16 protein-coding genes are annotated in these 18632 nt (G+C 71.0%); 2 read left to right on the plus strand and 14 right to left on the minus strand.

Annotated elements, in window-relative coordinates:
* Nucleotides 1–6: 6 nt before the first annotated feature.
* Nucleotides 7–1824 carry an ATP-dependent zinc metalloprotease FtsH gene (ftsH, locus tag ACLV7J_RS01560; protein WP_411867577.1) on the plus strand — a complete coding sequence of 606 codons (1818 nt, stop codon included), beginning with the start codon at nt 7–9 and terminating at the stop codon, nt 1822–1824.
* Nucleotides 1825–1869: 45 nt separating this feature from the next.
* Here the strand turns inward: ftsH and ACLV7J_RS01565 are convergent, their stop codons facing one another.
* From ACLV7J_RS01565 to thrC, 3 genes are all read right to left on the minus strand, one after another.
* On the minus strand, nt 1870–2862 hold the full coding sequence (locus ACLV7J_RS01565; RefSeq protein ID WP_411867362.1) for a cupin: 993 nt from the start codon (nt 2860–2862) through the stop codon (nt 1870–1872).
* Nucleotides 2863–2959: 97 nt separating this feature from the next.
* Nucleotides 2960–3235, minus strand: a complete 276-nt coding sequence (locus ACLV7J_RS01570) for a MoaD/ThiS family protein (RefSeq protein ID WP_411867363.1) — start codon at nt 3233–3235, stop codon at nt 2960–2962.
* A gap of 56 nt (nt 3236–3291) precedes the next feature.
* Nucleotides 3292–4575, minus strand: a complete 1284-nt coding sequence (thrC, locus tag ACLV7J_RS01575; protein WP_411867364.1) for a threonine synthase — start codon at nt 4573–4575, stop codon at nt 3292–3294.
* A 170-nt stretch (nt 4576–4745) separates the two neighbouring features.
* On the opposite strand from thrC, the gene ACLV7J_RS01580 reads away from it, so the two are divergent.
* Entirely contained in the window at nt 4746–7580 is a 2835-nt protein-coding gene (locus ACLV7J_RS01580; RefSeq protein WP_411867365.1) for a UPF0182 family protein, read from the plus strand.
* A gap of 137 nt (nt 7581–7717) precedes the next feature.
* Here ACLV7J_RS01580 and fba read toward each other — a convergent pair whose 3' ends face one another.
* The 11 genes from fba to ACLV7J_RS01635 all read right to left on the minus strand — a co-directional run bounded on the left by fba (nt 7718) and on the right by ACLV7J_RS01635 (nt 18593).
* Nucleotides 7718–8791, minus strand: coding sequence for a class II fructose-bisphosphate aldolase (fba, locus tag ACLV7J_RS01585; protein WP_255126627.1), 1074 nt, complete (start codon nt 8789–8791; stop codon nt 7718–7720).
* A gap of 739 nt (nt 8792–9530) precedes the next feature.
* Nucleotides 9531–10655 carry a Gfo/Idh/MocA family protein gene (locus ACLV7J_RS01590; protein WP_411867366.1) on the minus strand — a complete coding sequence of 375 codons (1125 nt, stop codon included), beginning with the start codon at nt 10653–10655 and terminating at the stop codon, nt 9531–9533.
* Nucleotides 10652–11161 (minus strand): hypothetical protein, encoded by a 510-nt coding sequence (locus ACLV7J_RS01595; RefSeq protein WP_411867367.1) that lies wholly within the window; start codon nt 11159–11161, stop codon nt 10652–10654. Before ACLV7J_RS01595 ends, ACLV7J_RS01590 begins: the two co-directional genes overlap by 4 nt.
* A complete protein-coding gene (gene accD, locus ACLV7J_RS01600) occupies nt 11158–12033 on the minus strand; it encodes an acetyl-CoA carboxylase, carboxyltransferase subunit beta (RefSeq protein ID WP_411867368.1) in 876 nt (291 codons plus the stop codon). The genes ACLV7J_RS01595 and accD overlap by 4 nt, the downstream gene beginning before the upstream one ends.
* A gap of 71 nt (nt 12034–12104) precedes the next feature.
* On the minus strand, nt 12105–12980 hold the full coding sequence (locus ACLV7J_RS01605) for a prepilin peptidase (RefSeq protein WP_411867369.1): 876 nt from the start codon (nt 12978–12980) through the stop codon (nt 12105–12107).
* A 23-nt stretch (nt 12981–13003) separates the two neighbouring features.
* Complete coding sequence (locus tag ACLV7J_RS01610; protein ID WP_411867370.1) at nt 13004–13414, minus strand: hypothetical protein; 411 nt, start codon at nt 13412–13414, stop codon at nt 13004–13006.
* A gap of 64 nt (nt 13415–13478) precedes the next feature.
* A complete protein-coding gene (locus ACLV7J_RS01615; RefSeq protein WP_411867371.1) occupies nt 13479–14381 on the minus strand; it encodes a phosphoribulokinase in 903 nt (300 codons plus the stop codon).
* Between the two features lie 105 nt (nt 14382–14486).
* A complete protein-coding gene (leuB, locus tag ACLV7J_RS01620) occupies nt 14487–15569 on the minus strand; it encodes a 3-isopropylmalate dehydrogenase (protein WP_411867372.1) in 1083 nt (360 codons plus the stop codon).
* A 130-nt stretch (nt 15570–15699) separates the two neighbouring features.
* Complete coding sequence (lpxD, locus tag ACLV7J_RS01625; protein ID WP_411867373.1) at nt 15700–16779, minus strand: UDP-3-O-(3-hydroxymyristoyl)glucosamine N-acyltransferase; 1080 nt, start codon at nt 16777–16779, stop codon at nt 15700–15702.
* Between the two features lie 71 nt (nt 16780–16850).
* Complete coding sequence (proB, locus tag ACLV7J_RS01630; protein WP_411867374.1) at nt 16851–17984, minus strand: glutamate 5-kinase; 1134 nt, start codon at nt 17982–17984, stop codon at nt 16851–16853.
* Between the two features lie 69 nt (nt 17985–18053).
* The gene (locus ACLV7J_RS01635; RefSeq protein WP_411867375.1) at nt 18054–18593 is read right to left on the minus strand and encodes a YqeG family HAD IIIA-type phosphatase; all 540 of its coding nucleotides are present in this window, start codon (nt 18591–18593) and stop codon (nt 18054–18056) included.
* Nucleotides 18594–18632 lie beyond the last annotated feature (39 nt).

The raw sequence follows: 18632 nt of genomic DNA on the forward strand, positions 1-18632 counted from the left end.
AAGCCGGTGGAGGCCCAGCAGGGCGGCCGGGGTCTGCTGCAGGGCCTGGTCCAGCAGGCGCCGGCCCCCAGCTACAGCCAGCTGCTCCAGCAGCTGCGCGGCGGCACGGTGCGGGATCTGGAGCTCTCCACCCGCCGCCGGGAGGTGCGGGTCACCTACACCGATGGCCGCACGGTCACCGTGCCGGTGTTCAGCAACGACCAGCTGCTGCTGCGCAGTGCCCAGGAGGCCCGGGTTCCCCTCACCGTGCGCGACGACCGCCGCGACGAGGCCACCGCCGGGCTGGTGTCCAACGTGCTGCTGCTGGTGCTGCTGTTCGGCGGCCTGGCGCTGCTGATCCGCCGCTCCTCCCAGGTGGCCAACAAGGCCATGGGCTTCGGCCGCAGCCAGGCCCGCGTCCAGCCGGAGGGCAGCGTCACCGTGCGCTTTGAGGACGTGGCCGGCATCAACGAGGCCAAGGAGGAGCTCCAGGAGGTGGTGACCTTCCTGAAGGAGCCCGAACGCTTCACCGCCGTGGGCGCCAAGATCCCCAAGGGTGTGCTGCTGGTGGGACCGCCCGGCACCGGCAAGACGCTGCTGGCCAAGGCGATCGCTGGCGAGGCCGGCGTGCCCTTCTTCTCGATGGCGGCTTCCGAATTCGTGGAGCTGTTCGTGGGCGTGGGCGCCTCGCGGGTGCGGGATCTGTTCCGCAAGGCCAAGGAGAAGGCGCCCTGCATCATCTTCATCGACGAGATCGATGCGGTGGGCCGTCAGCGCGGCGCCGGCATCGGCGGCGGCAACGACGAGCGGGAGCAGACCCTCAACCAGCTGCTCACCGAAATGGACGGCTTCGCCGAGAACTCCGGCGTGATCCTCCTGGCGGCCACCAACCGCCCCGATGTGCTCGATGCGGCCCTGACCCGGCCCGGCCGCTTCGATCGCCAGATCCATGTGGACCTGCCGGACCGCAAGGGCCGCGAGGCGATCCTGGCGGTGCACGCCCGCAGCCGGCCCCTGGATCCCGAGGTGTCCCTGAGCGACTGGGCCAGCCGCACCCCGGGCTTCTCCGGAGCCGACCTCTCCAACCTGCTGAATGAGGCGGCGATCCTCACCGCCCGCCGCGGCCGGCAGACCCTCGACGACCAGATGCTCAACGAGGCCCTGGAGCGGATCACCATGGGCCTCACCGTGGCGCCGCTGCAGGACAGCGCCAAGAAGCGGCTGATCGCCTACCACGAGGTGGGCCACGCCCTGCTCACCACCCTGCTGCCCGCCGCCGACAAGTTGGACAAGGTGACCCTGCTGCCCCGCTCCGGTGGCGTGGGTGGCTTCGCCCGCACCATGCCCGATGAGGACGTGCTCGATTCGGGCCTGATCAGCAAGGCCTACCTGCGGGCCCGGATGGTGGTGGCCATGGGCGGCCGCGCCGCCGAGCTGGTGGTGTTCGGTCCCAGCGAGGTGACCCAGGGCGCCTCCGGCGACCTGGAGCTGGTGAGCCGCATCGGCCGCGAGATGGTGACCCGCTACGGCTTCTCCAGCCTGGGCCCGGTGGCCCTGGAGGGGGATGGCCACGAGGTGTTCCTCGGCCGCGACTGGCTGCGCTCCGAGCCCCACTACTCCCGCGAGACCGGCAACCGCATCGACGCCCAGGTGCGCGGCCTGGCGGTGGAGGCCCTGGACCAGGCCGTGGCGCTGCTCACCCCCCGCCGCGAGCTGATGGATGCCCTGGTGGAGCAGCTGATTGAGCAGGAGACGATCGACGGCGACCAGTTCCGCGCCATCGTCGACCGCCACGAGGCGCAGCCGGCCGGCGCCGCTGCCGGCCTCGTGGAGCTGCCCTGCTGAATCCGGCGTCTCAGCTGAGCCCGATCAGGCTCGGCCCGTGAAGGCTCAGCCCGCGAAGCGGATGTCCAGGCTGCGCAGGTAGGTGTGCAGCCCGGCATCCTGGATCGGCAGCAGCAGCGCCGTGCGGCCGCTGGCGTTGACGTGGGCGTGCCAGTGGCCCGGGGGGGTCACGAAGGCGCCGCCGGCCTGCCAGTCGATGCGGGTGGGGTTGCGGATCGCGCCGTCGGCGTCCAGCTCGGTGCCCACCAGGGTGTAGCAGCCGGGATCGCAGTCCACGATCAGATCGAGGGCCACGGACTGGTGGCGGTGCGGGGCCTGGACGGCCCCGGCGGGCACCATGCCGAACATGGCCCAGAGGGTGTGGGTCACGGTGCGGCTGGCGGGCAGATCCGTGTTGGCCAGCAGCAGGCTCAGCCGGTTGCTGCGGGCGCTGCTGGGGTCGGCGGCCAGGGCGTCGAGCTCCTGGCGCAGCCAGCTGCCGGCGTAGTGGGTGGCCTGAAAGCGCGGCTCGCTGGCGGTGGCACCCAGGAACTGCAGCAGGGGGGCGTCGTGCACCCAGTAGAGAACGCTGCTGGTTTCCGCCTCCAGCAGGGCCGCCCCACCGGCCGGCAGCACGAACAGATCCCCCGCCTGCCAGCTGAGGCTGACGGCCGGCGAGGCCCCCTCGGCCCGGCGACGGCACAGGCCCCGGCCCTCCAGCACGAAGAAGAGGGAGCTGGTGGCGTTGGCGGCGGCGGGTAGACCCTCCCCCGCCTCGATGCGCAGGAAGTGGGCGGCCAGGGCCGGGCTGGTGCTGGGGCCCGCGTTCCCGAGCTCCTGGCTCAGATCCAGCGGGATCACCCGGCTGGCACCGCTGGCGTGCAGCTCGGGTCCCCACTGGTGGTAGGGGATCGGTTCGGTGAGTCCGTGGCGCACCGGATTGGCGGCCTGGCGATAGTCGAACAGCAGGGCCTTGGCAGCCGGATCGGCGGTGCCGGGTTCAGCCGATGGGCGGGATTCGAGAGGGCTGGAGGAGCGGATCTCAGGAGCCTGGGTCATGGCATCTCTCCGGCGTCTTCGTGGAATGAAGCCTATTGAGCCGCCGGCGGCGCTGGCGGATGGCCGCCGTTGCTACCGGGGGCGCTATGGGAGCTGCTCAGCCACCGGCCACGGCGGGCACGATGCTCACCTCATCGCCGTCCTGGAGGGCCGTTTCCTGGTTCTGCAGGAAGCGGATGTCCTCGGAATTCACATACACATTGAGGAAGCGGCGCAGCTTGCCGCCCTCGTCGCAGAGGCGCCCCTTGATGCCGGGATAGCGCTCCTCCAGGGCGTCGAGCAGTCCATCGACGCTGGCGGCCGTGAGCGCCACGCTGGCCTCGTCGTTGGTGAACTTCTGCAGGGGGGTGGGGATCAGAACCTGAACGGCCATGGATGCGGTCGGAAGGGGGGATGGAAGCAAGAAGGGTTGGGAGGGGAACGCCGGGCTCAGGCCACCGGCTCCCAGCTGGCCCGATGCAGGGACTGGGCCCGCTCCCAGGCGGCGTTGAAGCTGTCGAGCTGGGCCTCGATCAGGAACGGCTCGCCGATGGCGGAGCTCACGGCCTCGGTGGTCTTGAGGCCGTTGCCGGTGATGTAGGCCACGGTGGTCTCGTTGGGGTCGATCTTGCCCTGCTCCACCAGCTTCTTGAGCACGGCGATGGTGGTGCCGCCGGCGGTCTCGGTGAACACGCCCTCGGTTTCGGCCAGCAGCTTGATGCCGTCGATGATCTCGGCATCGCTCACCGCCGCGATGCTGCCGCCGGTCTTGTTGGCGATGTCGATGGCGTAGGGGCCGTCGGCCGGGTTGCCGATGGCGATCGACTTGGCGATGGTGTTGGGCTTCACCGGCGTGATGAAGTCGCGGCCCTCGGCGAAAGCCTGGGCGATCGGGCTGCAGCCCTCGGCCTGGGCGCCGCTGAAGCGCACGGGCTTCTCGTCCACGAGGCCCACCTTGATGAATTCATCAAAGCCCTTGCGGATCTTGGTGAACAGGGAGCCCGAGGCGAGCGGCGCCACAATGTGGTCGGGCAGTTGCCAGCCCAGCTGCTCGATCACCTCATAGCCCAGGGTCTTGGAGCCCTCGGAGTAGTAGGGGCGCAGGTTGATGTTCACGAAGCCCCAGCCGTAGGTGTTGGCCACCTCCGAGCACAGGCGGTTCACCTGGTCGTAGTTGCCCTTCACCGCCATCAGGGTGGGGTTGTAGATCAGGGTGCCGAGCACCTTGCCCAGCTCCAGATCGCTGGGGATGAACACGCAGCACTCCAGGCCGGCGTGGGCGGCGATGGCGGCGGTGGAGTTGGCCAGGTTGCCGGTGGAAGCGCAGCTCACCGTGGTGAAGCCCAGCTCGCGGGCGCGGGTGAGGGCCACGGACACCACCCGGTCCTTGAACGAGAGCGTCGGCATGTTGACGCCGTCGTTCTTGATGTAGAGGTTCTTCAGGCCGAGGCGGCGAGCCAGCCGATGGGCCTTCAGCAGGGGCGTGAAGCCGGTGCCCACATCGATCGGGTCGCCCTCGATCGGCAGAAACTCGCGGTAGCGCCAGATGGAGGTGGGGCCGGCCTCGATCGAGGCCCGGCTGACGCGGCGCTTGATCGCGTCGTAGTCGTAGACGACCTCCAGGGGGCCGAAGCAGACGTCCTCACAGACGTGACGGGCTCCGGCCTCATAGGCATGGCCGCATTCCTTGCAGCGCAGGCCGGTGAAGGTGGAGCGGGAGAGGGTCGCGGTCACGGGCACGCCCAGGAATTGCAAGGACGCTAACAGCGGCGCTCGGCTGGCCTGGAAATACCCGAACTAGGGGATCGGGTATGGAGTGTCGATGGGCTGGGCCTTGTCGCCAGTTGGGTTCTGCCTACGCTCGTGGGGTGAGCACCCTCCCCTCCCCGGCCCGGCGCCGCCGGTTGTCCGCGCTCCGTGCCGCGGCCATCGCCATCGTCATCGCTGTCGCTGCCCTGGCGGCGATCCTGCTGCTGGCCCGCATGGTGGTGGAGTGGGACTGGTTCGGGCAGTTCGAGCTCCAGGGGGTGCTGCTGCGTCGCTGGGCCCTGCAGATCGCCGCGTTCACCCTCGTGTTCGGCGGCGGTTCGCTCCTGCAGCTCAAGCAGCTCCAGCGCTGCTGGCGATTGCGCCAGGAGGCGGCCACCAAGTCGCTGGGTCCTGAACCGCTGCTGCGGTTGGGTGGTCGCGGCCTGCTGTTGGCCCTGGTCGCCCTGCTGCTGCTGCTGGCCACCGGCCTGACCTACCTCGTGCTGCAGGCTCGCGACCTGATCGGGGCCCCGTTCAGCGGCCAGGTGATCACGGGCTTCAGCGTGCTGCTCGATCTGCCGCCGCTGCTGCCCCTGGGGCTGGCGGCCGGCCTGTTGATCCCCCTGCTGATCCGCCCCCTCGCCACCCTGCGCATCACCCTGGCGGCCGCTCTCGCTGCCTCCGCTACGGCCCTCGCCCGAGGCTGGAGCCTCTGGCTTCCGGCCCTGCTGGCGGCGCCCTTCGGCGAGCTGGATCCGCTGGTGGGGCTGGATCTGTCCTTCACGGTGCTGCGGCTGCCTGCCCTCAAGCTGCTGCTGAGCGTGCTGCTGGCCCAGGGTGTGGTCGGGCTTGCCGGCTGCCTGCTGCTCTGTTTCAGCGAGGGCACCAGCCTCTCTGATGGCGCCTTCCCCGGCCTGAGCCGCGCCCAGCAGCGGGTTCTCCAGCCCCAGCTGGCCTTTCTGGCGGTGGTTGCGGCCCTGATCAGCGGCCTGGCGCCCTTCGATCTGATGGTGGAGGGGAGCGGCATCGCCTCCGGAGCCGGGTATGTCGATCTCCATGTGCGCCTGCCGCTGCGGCTGTTGCTGGCCCTGCTGCTGCTGCTCACGGCCCTGGGTCTGCTGGTGCCCCTGCCGAAGGGATGGCTGCGGCGCGGGGCTCTCCTCCCCCTGACCTTCACGGCCCTGCTGGTGCCGATCAGCGAGTGGCTGCTGGCCCCGCTGGTGCAGCGGCTCTGGGTCCAGCCGCGGGAGCTGGCCGTGGAGACCCCCTATCTGCGGCGCAGCATCCAGGGCACCCGCCGCGCCTTCGGCCTGGAGCGGGTGCGCACCATCACCCTGGAGCCCCGTCAGAAGATCACTGCCGAAGACCTGGCGGCCGCCCCCGGGACCCTGGCCAACGTGCGTCTCTGGGACAGTCAGCCCCTGCTCGCCGCCAACCGCCAGCTGCAGCAACTGCGTCTCTACTACCGCTTCTCCTCGGCGGCCGTCGACCGCTACCCCCTGCGGGACAAGACCGGACGGCAGGGCAGCCGACAGGTGCTGATCGCGGCCCGCGAGCTCGACAGCAGCGCCTTGCCCCTGGGCTCGCGCACCTGGCTCAACCGTCACCTGGTGTTCACCAACGGCCACGGCTTCACGGTTTCCCCGGTCAATGCCGCCGGACCCGACGGTCTGCCGCTCTTCTTCGTGAAGGATCTGGGGCGCAGCGGCCGGGTCCAGGGACTGCCCCAGCTGGGGGTGAGCGACGCCGAGGCGCAGGCCGCCCTGCCGGTGGGCCGGCCCAGCCTCTATTTCGCGTCGGCGCCGGCTCCCTACGCCATCGCTCCCACGAAGGTTCAGGAGTTCGCCTACCCCGACGGCGAACTGAACGTCTACACCCACTACGACGGCACCCGGGGAGTGCCCCTGGCCACGGCCTGGCAGCGTCTCTGTGCAGCTGCCTACCTCCTCGAGCCACGGGTCCTGTTCACCGGTTCCTTCACCCCCCGCTCGCTTCTTCTTCTGCGCCGTCAGGTGAACCAGCGCCTGGAGGCCCTGGCGCCCTTCCTGCACTTTGAGAGCGAGCCCTATCTGGTCACGGCCCGGGTGGGCCAGCACAAGGGGTACCGACGGGATCAGCACCAGTACTGGCTGCTGGACGGTTTCACCAACAGCCGCTCCTACCCCTACAGCGATCCCAATCCCCAGGGCCTGCGTTACTTCCGCAACCCGGTCAAGGCCGTTGTGGATGCCCACGACGGCCGTCTGTGGCTCTATGTGAACGACCCTTCCGATCCCGTGCTGCGCACCTGGCGTCGGGCGTTTCCCGAACTGTTCCGTCCTCTGTCGGAAATGCCTGAGGCCCTGCTGCGCCACATCCGGGTGCCCCAGAGCCAGTTCACGATCCAGTCGGAGCGGCTGCTGCGTTACCACGTCACTGATGTGCGCACCTTCTACAACGGCGACGACGTGTGGTCGGTGCCCTTCGAGATCTACGGCAACAGCAACGTCCAGGTCCGCCCGTATCACCTCACCCTTCAGCTTCCGGGCCAGACCAGCACTGAATTCGTGCTGCTGCTCCCCTTCGCCCCGCTGAAGCGCACCAACCTGGTGGGCTGGCTGGCTGCCCGCAACGACCCTCCCCACTACGGCGAACTCCTCCTGGTGCGGTTCCCCCAGCAGCGCTTGCTGCTGGGTCCCCAGCAGGTTTCTGCCCTGATCGACCAGGACCCCACGATCAGTTATCAGTTCGGTCTCTGGAATCGCCTGGGATCGCGGCTGTTCCGGGGCAACATGCTGGTGTTACCCGTGGGATCGGGTCTGCTCTACGTGGAGCCGGTGTATCTGCAGTCGAAGGCCAACGATCTGCCCACCCTGGTGCGGGTGGTGGTGACCGACGGCACGACCTTCGTGATGGAGCGAAACCTCAGCGATGCCCTGAAGCGGCTGGCCCGTGGGGGCCAGTGGTCCCCCACTGCCCGACCGACTCCCGCCGCCCCCGTTCAGCCCTGAAACGCCGGCTCGGATCGGCAGGGAACGCGCAGTGAACTGGTTGGCCTGGAAAGCCGGCCATGAAAAAAGGGCCCCGAGGGGCCCTTGGCAGAATCCGAGTGGTGACGTCGAGGCGGATGGAGCCCCGATCAGCCGAATCAGGCGGCCACAGCGGTCTTGGGATCCAGTTCGCCCTTGGCGTAGAGGCCGGCGTAGTAGTTGATGTCGCGCTGCTTGATCTTGCTGGCGTTGCCGGCACACCAGAACTGCTGATAGCGATCCAGGCACACCTGCTTCATGTAGGCCCGGGCGGGCTTGTTGAAGTGGCGGGGGTCGAAGTTGGCGGGATCCTTGGCGGCGGCTTCACGGATGGCGGCGGTGAAGGCCAGGCGGTTGTCGGTGTCGATGTTCACCTTGCGCACGCCGTTGCGGATGCCTTCCTGGATCTCTTCCACGGGCACGCCGTAGGTCTCGGGGATGGCACCGCCGAACTTGTTGATCATGTCCAGCCACTCCTGGGGAACCGAGGAGGAGCCGTGCATCACCAGGTGGGTGTTGGGGATGGCCTTGTGGATCTCGGCGATGCGGCTGATGGCCAGTACTTCACCCGTGGGCTTGCGGGTGAACTTGTAGGCGCCGTGGCTGGTGCCGATGGCGATCGCCAGGGCGTCCACCTTGGTCTTGGCCACGAAGTCGGCGGCCTCGGCGGGATCGGTCAGCAGCTGGCTGTGGTCGAGCTTGCCCTCGAAACCGTGGCCGTCCTCGGCCTCACCCATGCCGGTCTCCAGGGAGCCCAGGCAGCCCAGCTCACCTTCCACGCTCACGCCGATGGCGTGGGCCACGTCCACCACTTCCTTGGTGACGGCCACGTTGTACTCGTAGCTGGCGGGGGTCTTGGCGTCGGCCATCAGCGAGCCGTCCATCATCACCGAGGTGAAGCCATTGGCGGCAGCGCCGTAGCAGGTGGCGGGGCTGTTGCCGTGGTCCTGGTGCATCACCACCGGGATGTCGGGATAGGTTTCCACGGCCGCCAGGATCAGGTGGCGCAGGAAGTTCTCACCGGCGTACTGACGGGCACCGCGGGAGGCCTGCAGAATCACCGGAGAGTCGGTCTCGTAGGCCGCCTCCATGATCGACTGCACCTGCTCCAGGTTGTTCACGTTGAAGGCAGGGATGCCGTAGCCGTTTTCAGCGGCGTGATCGAGCAGCAGCCGAAGCGGAACGAGCGCCATGGGAAAACCTCGGGGAGGGGTGGAGGGTGAAGTCAGGTGGTGCCGAAGGAAACACCTCGGCCAGCCGGGCCCAGGGCTGCGCCTCGCGAAGGAGGCCGTCTGCCCTGGCTTTGGACTGGGGGGGACTCTAGCTGGCCGTCAAGGGCGGTTCTGACCGGGCCGGATGGGGCGCCCGTCGGGCCCCGCCGCCCAGCAAAAAGCCCCGCCGGGGGCAGGGCTTCAGCGGCCTGCGGCGGGCGCAGGCTCGTGGTCTGATTCGCGGAGAGGTTCGCGGAGTGGTTCGCGAACAGGCTCGCGGACTGTGGCCCGGGCAGGCGTTCGCCGGTGCACCGGGTCCCCTGGTCGGGGCCTCAGTCGATCAGGTGCTGGCGGCGCAGAGCGTGCACGGCGTAGGCGTGCTCGCGGGCGTCGCGCCGGGCCTGTTCGGCCTGGCGGGCCAGCAGTTTGGCGGTGGTGATGGACATGGGACGTGCCTCCGGGGAATGCCGCCGGCCCAGGGCTGGCGGGGTGGATGGCGCGTTGCTTCGGCGAGGACCGGCCGGCCCTCCCCTACTTCCGCCGACGCCGGCCAGGGCCGGTCGTGGTCAACGTTCCCAAATGGTAGCGGTTGCTACGGAGCGATGGGGTGGAAGGTGATACTGGAAAAGCCAATCCTGTCCGTCTACGGGGCGCGACTCATTCCGCCGCTGTGCTGGCTCCCGGCTGACCAGGCCGCTGGCGCTGCCGTTCGGGGAGGGCGTCAGAGGGTCCGGCGCAGGCCCGTGGCGGCGGAGTCCAGGGCCAGGTCGGCGATGGCCTGGCTGTGCACGGCCTCCGCGAGCCCGGGCACCATCGGCCGGCCCGCGCGTGCCGCCTCGGCCCACCAGCCGAGGATCCGCTGCACCGGCGCCACCCGCCCATCCACCCAGGTGCGCGCAAAGGCCAGCCCGGCATCGGGCTCCACGGGCTGCAGCGGCTCCCCCGGCCGCGCCTGCCAGAGCTGGAAGCCGTGCACGTAGTCGGCCTGGTTGGAGGAGCCCAGCACCAGGGTGCCCTCGCTGCCATACACCTCGATCCAGTAGCCGCGCCCGGCCCGGGTCACCGCCGCCAGGCTCACCTGGGCCGGCACGCGGGCGCCGCTGGCGCTCTCCAGCTCCAGCTGCAGCAGCGCGATGTCCTCGGAGTCCACCGCCGCCAGGCGGCCGCTGCCATCGGCCAGGGGCCGCTGGCCGATGGCCGTGCTGCAGCTGGCGCTGACGCTGCGGGCCGGACCCACCAGCCAGTGCAGCGTGTCGAAGGCATGGGTGCCGAGGGATCCCAGCACGCCGCCCCCCTCGCTGCGCTGGGAGTACCAGTTCCAGGGCCGCTGGCTGTCGGCGCGGCTGCCCATCAGCCAGTCGAGCTTCACCAGCCAGGGGCTGCCGATGGCCCCCGCCGCCAGCAGGGCCGCCAGCTGCTGGAACAGGGGCACGGCCCGGTATTCGAAGTCCACGGCCACGGTCACCCCGGCCTGGAGTGCCAGCCGCTGCAGCTCCTGCACCTGGCTCGCCGCCAGGGCCACGGGCTTCTCCAGCAGCAGGTGCTTGCCGGCGGCGATGGCGGCGCGGGCCAGCTTGAAGCGGGGACCCGGGGGCGTGGCGATCACCAGGGCCTCGATGCCGGGGTCGGCCAGCAGGGCGTCAAAGTCGCTGAAGCCGCTCAGGCCGGAGCTGGCGCAGGCTTGCTCCAGCCGTTCGCTGCGCGGATGCCAGAGGGCCACGGGCTCGGTGGCGGGGCAGTCGGCCAGGGCCGGCAGGTGCACCGCCGCGCCGAAGCCCAGCCCCGCCACCGCCACCCGCAGGGGGGCGGCTGGGGAGACGGAGACGTTGGGGGTGGACGGGCTCACCGGGAGGCCAGCAGGGAGCTCCCAGCCTCACAGACGGCAGCGACCGTTTCCTCGATCAGCCCATCGCCGCCCACCGGCTGCCACTGGGAGCCCCACTGGGGTAGGCCATTGATGGAGGTGTCGCGGAACAGCAACTGGTCGCAGTCGATCTCCATCACGTAGAGATCGCTGGGTCGGGGGCGAGGGGCTTGAGCCGCTGGGTCGGTCGCCGCAGGCGACGCCCCGGCTGGGTCTGTGCCACTCGTTTCTGCCGGGGGGGCGGCTTCGGGGCTGCTGGGCTCGGAGGCCGGCTGGAAGCGGCTCAGCACCGAGAGGTTGCCGGATTTCGTGAGCCGCAGGCTGCCGGCATCCCACCACTGGCGCCCGTCGGCGGTGGCGGGCAGCTCCTGCCAGTTCACCGGCCCAGCCGAGGCGATTGCCGGTGCCACCAGGCCAATGGCGAGGGCCAGCAGCAGCGCCAGGGCCAGGCGGATCAGGCGGCCCCCGCGCACGCTGGCCTCCCTCACGCCGCTACGGCCTGGCCGCAGCCGTGCAGGCGCAGCAGCGTGGCGAGGGTGGCCCGCAGGCGGGGCCGGGGCACGATCGTGTCCACAAAGCCGTGGTCCTGCAGGTATTCGGCGGTCTGGAAGTCGTCAGGCAGCTTCTCGCGCAGGGTCTGCTCGATCACGCGCCGGCCGGCGAAGCCGATCAGGGCCTTCGGTTCCGCCAGGATCAGATCGCCCAGCATGGCGAAGCTGGCGGTCACCCCGCCGGTGGTGGGGTGGGTGAGCAGGGGCAGGTAGAGCAGCTCGGCGGCGCGGTGGAGCTCCAGGGCGCCGGAGATCTTGGCCATCTGCATCAGGCTGAGCATCCCCTCCTGCATGCGGGCGCCGCCGGAGGCGCAGACGATCAGCACGGGATAGCGGCGGGCGGTGGCCTCCTCGATCAGGCGGGTGAGCTTTTCGCCCACCACCGAGCCCATGGAGCCGCCCATGAAGCGGAAGTCCATCACCCCCAGGGCCAGGGGCATGCCCTCCAGCCGGCAGAGGCCGGTGATCACGCCATCCTTGAGGCCGGTGCTGCGCTGGGTGTCGCGGATGCGGTCGGCGTAGCTGCGGCGATCCTTGAAGGCCAGCGGATCGGTGGGGGCCAGATCGCCATCGAGCGGCTCGAAGCTGCCCTCGTCGGCGATCAGGCGGATGCGCTCCTCACTGAAGATGCGGTGGTGATGGCCGCAGCCGGTGCAGACGCTGGCGTTGGCCACCAGGTCCTTGCGGTACATCACCAGGCCGCACTCGGGGCACTTGCTCCAGAGGCCGTCGTCCTCGCTCACCTCCTGGGCGTTGCGCACCGCCGGGGCGGTCTTGCGGCGGTCGGCGAACCAGTCGAACAGCGACATCGAGGCGGCGGCTCAGAAACGGGGCACGGGCGGCGGGCCCGGCGTCCCAGGGGTTGGCTCTATTTAAAGGTTCAGAGGGGGCCCCAACCGAACAGCAGCGCCAGCTGCTGCAGCCACCAGCCGTTGCCCCCCAGCCAGACCGCCACCCCACCGGCGGCCAGGAAGGGGCCGAAGGGGAAGGGCTGACCGCGCTTCAGCCGGCCGCTGGCCAGGCCCAGCACCCCGAACAGGGCGCCGGCGGCGATCGCCAGCACCACCGCCAGCCCCACCCCCGCCAGCCCCAGCCAGGCCCCCAGCAGGGCGGTGAGCTTGGCATCGCCGAGGCCCAGGGCCGGTTTGCCCATGGCCCGCTGGGCCAGGGCGCTCAGCCCCTCCAGGACCAGCAGTCCTGCCGCCGCCGCCAGCAGGTGCTCGAGCAGCAGGGCGCGGCCGCTGGCCTCCCCCTGGCTGAAGCCGGCGATGGCCGTCACCAGCAGGCCCAGCAGCACACCCCAGCGGCACAGGGATTCGGGCAGCCAGAGGTGGTCCAGATCGATCAGGGTGAGGGGCAGCAACCAGCTCACCAGCAGCCAGCCGGCTCCGAGCAGCAGCCAGGCGGGCACGGCCGCCCCCAGGGCCGTGGTGCTGCCGGCCTGGACCGCCAGCAGCACCGCCACCCACAGGCCGGCGCTGAGCAGTTCCACCGCCGGGTAGCGCAGGGCGATCGGGCCGTGGCAGTGGCGGCAGCGGCCCCGCTGCAGCAGCCAGCTCAGCAGCGGCAGATTCTCGAACCAGCGCAGGGGCGTGCCGCAGTGGGGGCAGTGGCTGCCGGGGGTCACCACCGATTCCTCCCGGGGCAGGCGCCAGGCCACCACGTTGAGGAAGCTGCCCACGCAGGCCCCCAGCACGGCGATGAGCAGGGGGTCGGGGCCGGCCATGGCGGGAGCGAGCGGGTCGGGAGGGAGCATCGGCGGGAGGCGGGGCGGAGGGGTCAGCCGCGCCAGCTGGGCCGGGAGCCGCGGGCCCGCTGGCCCCGGCCGCGCACCACCTCCAGGGGCACGTACTGCTCATCGGGCAGCAGCACCGGCAGATCGAACACCACGCGGCCGCCGGAGCGGCCGGTGAGCACCACGCCGAGCGGTTCCAGGCCACTGGGACCTTGCTCGATGTAGAGGAAGTAGACGCGGCGGGCCCGGGCGATCACCTCACCGCTGTTGATGCGATCCCAGCGCACATCCAGGTTGCGCAGCCCTGGGTTGCGCTGGTCGGAACTGCGGGGCTCGCTGCGGCGCGCGTCGGAGCGCAGGTCCGGGCGCTGCGGCTGACCGGAAGGTCCGGCGGCTCCCCTGATCTCAAAGGAGAGGGAACCGCCGGACGCAGGGGCGTCGGATTTTGAAGCCACCGGGTCCGCCTGACCGCCCCAGACTAGGGGCTGGGGCTGGCCTGGGACCGATCAGAAGAAGGAATCAGGCGAACGCCTTCTTCTCCTCGATCATGCGGTGGATGATCGGGGTGAGGATCAGCTCCATGGCGAAGCCCATCTTGCCGCCGTTCACCACGATCGAGGTGGGGCTGGACATGAAAGAGTCGTGGATCATGTCCAGCAGATAGCGGAAGTCGATCCCCCACTTCTCGCGGGCCCCCTTGCGGAAATGGATGATCACGAACGACTCATCCGGGGTGGGGATGTCCCGGATCATGAACGGGTTCGAGGTATCCACGGTGGACACCCGCTGGAAGTTGATGTCCGTGCGGCTGAACTGCGGGCAGATGTGGTTGATGTAATCCGGCATGCGGCGCAGGATCGTGTCGACCGTGGCCTCGGCCGAATAGCCGCGCTCCTTGTTGTCGCGGGCGATCTTCTGGATCCACTCCAGGTTCACGACAGGCACCACGCCCACCAGCAGGTCGGCCATGCCGGCCACGTCATAGCCCTCGCCTTTGACGCCGCCGTGCAGACCCTCGTAGAAGAGCAGATCGGTGCCGGAGGGGATTGCCTCCCAGGGGGTGAACTGGCCGGGATCCAGGTTGGTGCCCAGGCGGGCGTTGTGCTCGGCGGCCTCCTCGACGGAGTGCAGGTAGTAGCGCTTCTGGCCGCTGCCGGTCTCGCCGTAGGTCTGGAACAGTTCGGCGAGCTTGTCGAACAGGTTGGCCTCGGGGCCGAAGTGGGAGAAGTTCTCACCCTTGGCGAGGGCCTCGGCCATGGCCTCCTTCATGGGGCCGCGCTCGTAGCGGTGGTAGCTGTCGCCCTCCACCACCGCGGGCGTGATGCCTTCGCGCTTGAAGATGTGCTCGAAGGCGCGCTTGACCGTGCTGGTCCCAGCGCCGGAGGAGCCGGTGACAGACACAACCGGGTGACGCTTCGACATGCGCAGGAACCAGAAAACCGACCGTGAGTTTGGCAGGTCACCGGACCCGCCCTCGCCTCGGGCTCTGGACCGCTGCCGCGAGCGGCCCCTCGGCCGCTGCGCCGATCAGGCCTCCAGGGCCGCCAGCAGCTGCTCGCCCATGGCACGGCAGCCCAGCGGGGTGCAGCCCTCGGCCATCAGGTCGCCGGTGCGGAAGCCCGCCGCCAGGATGCGCTCCACCGCCCGTTCCAGATCGGCGGCGGCGGCCTCCTGCTTGAGGCCGATCCGCAGCAGCATGGCGGCGCTGAGCACCATGGCCATGGGGTTGGCCTTGTCCTGGCCGGCGATGTCCGGGGCGGAGCCGTGGATCGGCTCGAACAGGCCCGGGCCGCCCTCCCCCAGGGAGGCCGAGGGCAGCATGCCGATCGAGCCGCTGAGCATGGCGGCCTCGTCGCTGAGGATGTCGCCGAACAGGTTGCTGGTCAGCAGCACGTCGAACTGCCGGGGGGCCCGCACCAGCTGCATGGCGGCGTTGTCCACGTACATGTGGCTCAGCTCCACGGCCGGGAACTCGGTGTGGATCGCCTCGACCCGGTCGCGCCAGAGCTGGCTCACATCCAGCACGTTGGCCTTGTCGACGCTGCAGAGCCGGCCGCTGCGCTCGCCGGCGAGCTGGAAGCCCACCCGGGCGATCCGGTCGATCTCGAAGTCGGAGTAGGCCATGGTGTTGAAGGCCCGCACGTGGCCATCGGCCTCGACGCGGCCCTTGGGGGTGCCGAAGTAGACGCCGCCGGTGAGCTCCCGCACCACCAGCAGGTCCACCCCTTCGATCACCTCGCGCCGCAGGGTGGAGGCCTCCACCAGGGCGGGGATGATCTTCACCGGCCGCAGGTTGGCGAACAGGCCCAGGCCGGCCCGCAGGGCCAGCAGGCCGCTCTCGGGCCGCTGCTGGCGGGGCAGGCTGTCGTACTGGGGCGAGCCGATGGCGGCCAGCAGCACCGCATCGGCGGCCTTGCAGGCCTCCAGGGTGCTGGCGGGCAGGGGCTCGCCGGTGGCGTCGATGGCGGCGCCGCCCATGGGCTGCTCGTCGTAGACGAGGGTGAAGCCGTGGCGCCGACTCACCGCATCCAGCAGCTGGCGGGCCACCGCGGTGATCTCCGGGCCGATGCCGTCGCCGGGGAGCAGGGTGATCCGGTAGCTGGACGTCATAGGTCTGGAGGGGGCTGGAGCGCCGGGCGCGGGATTCGGGGCCGGGCGCGAGGCTACGGCGCGGCCGGTCGCGGCTCCGGCCACGCGGACCCAGACGCGACTGCGGGCCCCGCCGACCGGCGCGGACCCCTCAGCCCTCGCTGCGCCCCTCGGCCGCCTTTTCCAGCCGGCGCAGGCCCTTGGCGAGGTCCGGCAGCTTGTTGAAGGCGGCGGAGCAGCGCAGCCAGAGCCGGTTGGGGATGGCCGGATAGCCGCTCACCACCTCGCCGGCCGCCACCTCGCCGTGGATCCCCGACTTGGAGGAGGCGATGGCCCGGTCGCCGATGGTGGCCCGGTTGGCCACGCCCACCTGGCCCGCCAGGATCACGCCGTTGCCCAGGCGGGCGCCGCCGGCGATGCCCACCTGGGCCGCCAGGGCGCAGCCGCGGCCGGTGCTGACGCCATGGCCCACGTGCACCAGGTTGTCGATCTTGGTGCCGGCGCCGATGCGGGTCTCGCCCACCGAGGGGCGGTCGATGGTGCTGCCGCAGCCCACCTCCACGCCGTCTTCGAGCACCACCAGGCCGGTCTGGGGCATCTTGCGCCAGCCGCTGGCGGTGGGCACGAAGCCGAAGCCCTCGCTGCCGACCACGGCGTTGGAGTGCACCACGCAGCCGCGGCCCAGGCGACTGCCGGGGTGGAGCACGGCACCGGCGTGCAGCTCGCAGCCCTCGCCCATTTCCACGTCGTCGTAGATCACCACGCCCGGGTGAATGGTGCAGCCGTCGCCGATCCGCACCTGGCTGGCGATCACCGCCTGGGCGCCCACGTGCACTCCTGCGCCGAGCCTGGCCTCGGGATCGACCACCGCGCTGGGGTGGATGCCGGCGGGCCTGGGCCGGCGCGGGTAGAGGGCCTCGAGGGCCTCGGCGAAGCCCAGGCGCGGATCGGCCAGGGCAATCCAGGCCAGGCCCCGCTCGGTGGCCTGCTGCTGCAGCGCGGCCGCCTCGTCGCCCCTGGCCGGGATCAGCACGGCGCTGGCGCCGGTGGCGGCCAGGGCCGCCGCCAGGGCGTGGCCGGCCTCCAGGAAGCTCAGCTGGCCGGGGCCCGCCTGGTCGAGGGCGGCGGCGCCGCCGAGCTCGGGATCCTCAGCCAGGTGGCGGGCCGGACCGGTTCCATCGCCACTGGCCTTCACCTCACCCAGGTGGCTGAGCAGCTCGCTGAAGCGCATTCCCGGATCGCCGAATCGGCCGGATCGTAGGCGCGCCGCCCGGTCCGGCGGCCGCGGGAGCGGTGATGGGGTCAGCCGGCGCCCGGGGTTTCTACCGCGCTGGCCAGGGTGAGCACCAGGTGGTCGCGGTGCACCACGGCGCCACCGACGGGCCCGTAGCTCTGGCGCACCTCGGCGCTGCTGCGGCCCATCACCGCCCGCAGCTCCTCGCTGCTGAGGGAGCAGAGGCCCCGGCCCAGCTCGCGCCCATCGAGGCTGAGCAGCCGCACGGCATCTCGGCGGTTGAAGCTGCCCTCCACCTGGCGCACGCCCACCGCCAATAGCGAGGCGCCGCGCTCCACCAGGGCCCTCTCGGCGCCGGCATCCAGCCGCAGGCTGCCCTTGGGCAGCAGGGCGTGGGCCAACCAGCCCTTGCGGCCCTCCAGGGGGCTGGGGGAGGGCCGGAACAGCGTGCCCGGGCTCCCACCCGCCAGCAACTCCTCCAGCACCGCCGGATCGCGGCCATCGGCCAGGCGCACCTGGATGCCGCTGGCCGTGGCGATGCGGGCCGCCGCCAGCTTGGTGGTCATGCCGCCGGTGCCCCAGCGGCCGCCGCCCTTGGCCACCCCCGCCAGGGCCTCCAGCTCCGCCAGGCTGCCCACCTCACGGATCGGGCGGGCCTCGGCGTCGCTGCGGGGATCGCCCGAGTAGAGGCTGTCGATGTCGGTGAGCAGCACCAGTTCATCGGCGCCGATCGCCACGGCCACCAGGGCCGAGAGGGTGTCGTTGTCGCCGAAGCGCAGCTCGTCGGTGGCGAGGGTGTCGTTCTCGTTGATCACCGGCGTCACGCCCCAGGCCAGCAGCTGCTGCAGGGTGCGGCAGGCGTTCTGGTAGCGGCGGCGCGAGGCCAGGTCACCGCGGGTGAGCAGCACCTGGGCCACGCAGCGGCCGTGGCTGGCGAAGGCCTGGTCGTAGAGGGCCATCAGCCGGCCCTGGCCCACGGCGGCGGCGGCCTGCAGCGCCTCCAGCTCCGTGGGCCGCTGGCCGTGGCCGAGGGCGCGGCAGCCCAGGCCCACGGCGCCGCTGGTCACCAGCGCCACGGGCTCGCCCCGCTGCCACAGGCCGCTGAGGCTGGCGGCCAGGTCGGCGATCACCGCCTCGGTGCCGCGGCCCTCGCTGCCGCGCAGCAGGCTGGTGCCCACCTTGATCACTCGGCGCATCGGCATGGGGATCCGTTCGGTTGGGTTCGCTTCAGCTCAGTTGGTTCGGGTCGATGGGGTTGCGCGGGGCGCTGATCAGTGCAGATCGGCGCCGGCGAGGCGGGCCAGGCGCACCTCCAGCCGCTGCCAGCGGTCGTGGGGGCAGGGCTGGCCCTGGGGGTTCACCGGCCGCACCAGCACCGTGTAGAGCCCCAGGCGGTTGCCCCCGAGCACATCGGTGAACACCCGATCGCCCACGATCGCCACCTGCGCCGGTGGGATCGCCAGCTCGGCCATGACCCGCCGCAGGGCGCCGCGGCGGGGCTTGGCGGCGCTGGTGGTGTAGTCCACCCCCAGCTGGCGGGCCACCGATCCGATGCGCTGGCGCGACGGGTTGTTGCTGAACAGGTGCAGATGCAGCTGCTCGGCCTGGGCCCGCTGCAGCCAGTCCGCCACGGCGGCGGGCAGCTGGTTGCCGCGGCGGGGCAGCAGGGTGCGGTCCACATCCAGCACCAGGGCGCGGATGCCCCGATCCAGGAAGTGCTGCAGCGGCAGTTCGGCCACGGTGGCCTCGGGCTGCCAGTCGGGCTGGAGCAGCTGCCGCAGCTGGCTGGGGAGGGGGCGCGCGTCGCTCAAGGGCTCGGGGTTGGATGGGGACCGCTCGGTGGAGGTGTA

The sequence above is a fragment of the Vulcanococcus limneticus LL genome, from assembly GCF_943369875.1.
GTDB lineage: Bacteria > Cyanobacteriota > Cyanobacteriia > PCC-6307 > Cyanobiaceae > Vulcanococcus > Vulcanococcus limneticus_A.

What these genes read in the sequence shown, in the direction of transcription:
- ACLV7J_RS01565 (WP_411867362.1), bottom strand. Translation starts at nt 2,862, where the DNA reads ATGACCCAGGCTCCTGAGATCCGCTCCTCCAGCCCTCTCGAATCCCGC.
- ACLV7J_RS01570 (WP_411867363.1), bottom strand. Translation starts at nt 3,235, where the DNA reads ATGGCCGTTCAGGTTCTGATCCCCACCCCCCTGCAGAAGTTCACCAAC.
- fba (WP_255126627.1), bottom strand. Translation starts at nt 8,791, where the DNA reads ATGGCGCTCGTTCCGCTTCGGCTGCTGCTCGATCACGCCGCTGAAAAC.
- accD (WP_411867368.1), bottom strand. Translation starts at nt 12,033, where the DNA reads ATGTCGCTGTTCGACTGGTTCGCCGACCGCCGCAAGACCGCCCCGGCG.
- ACLV7J_RS01605 (WP_411867369.1), bottom strand. Translation starts at nt 12,980, where the DNA reads ATGCTCCCTCCCGACCCGCTCGCTCCCGCCATGGCCGGCCCCGACCCC.
- ACLV7J_RS01615 (WP_411867371.1), bottom strand. Translation starts at nt 14,381, where the DNA reads ATGTCGAAGCGTCACCCGGTTGTGTCTGTCACCGGCTCCTCCGGCGCT.
- leuB (WP_411867372.1), bottom strand. Translation starts at nt 15,569, where the DNA reads ATGACGTCCAGCTACCGGATCACCCTGCTCCCCGGCGACGGCATCGGC.
- lpxD (WP_411867373.1), bottom strand. Translation starts at nt 16,779, where the DNA reads ATGCGCTTCAGCGAGCTGCTCAGCCACCTGGGTGAGGTGAAGGCCAGT.
- proB (WP_411867374.1), bottom strand. Translation starts at nt 17,984, where the DNA reads ATGCCGATGCGCCGAGTGATCAAGGTGGGCACCAGCCTGCTGCGCGGC.